Source organism: Photobacterium sp. R1 (assembly GCF_054600795.1).
The window spans coordinates 1-323 of the sequence record NZ_BAAHZP010000316.1; the positions used below are offsets into that span (position 1 = coordinate 1).

Annotated in this window: 1 protein-coding gene; it reads right to left on the reverse strand. The window is 50.8% G+C overall.

Annotated features, from left to right (window positions below; translation table 11 throughout):
• A partial coding sequence (locus tag ACYP03_RS25210) for an Hsp70 family protein (RefSeq protein WP_459782556.1) occupies nucleotides 1-323 on the reverse strand: 323 nt, incomplete at both ends.

The window sequence follows — 323 nt, forward strand, 5'->3', positions numbered from 1 at the left end:
TGGTGTTACGGGGAATGATCTTTTCAATCATGCCGCCCATGGTTTCAATGCCCAGAGACAAGGGACTCACATCCAGCAGCAGCATTTCAGAATCAGGTTTATTACCGGCCAGAATATCGGCCTGAATGGCGGCACCGATAGCAACCACTTTATCAGGGTCAATCGATGTCAGCGGGGTTTTACCAAAGAATCCCCCCACCATCTCACGCACCAGAGGTACACGCGTTGAACCGCCGACCATCACAGTTTCAATCACTTCATCGAGTTCGATACCCGCATCTTTCACCGCACGGCGACAAGACATAAGTGTCTTTTTCACCAGC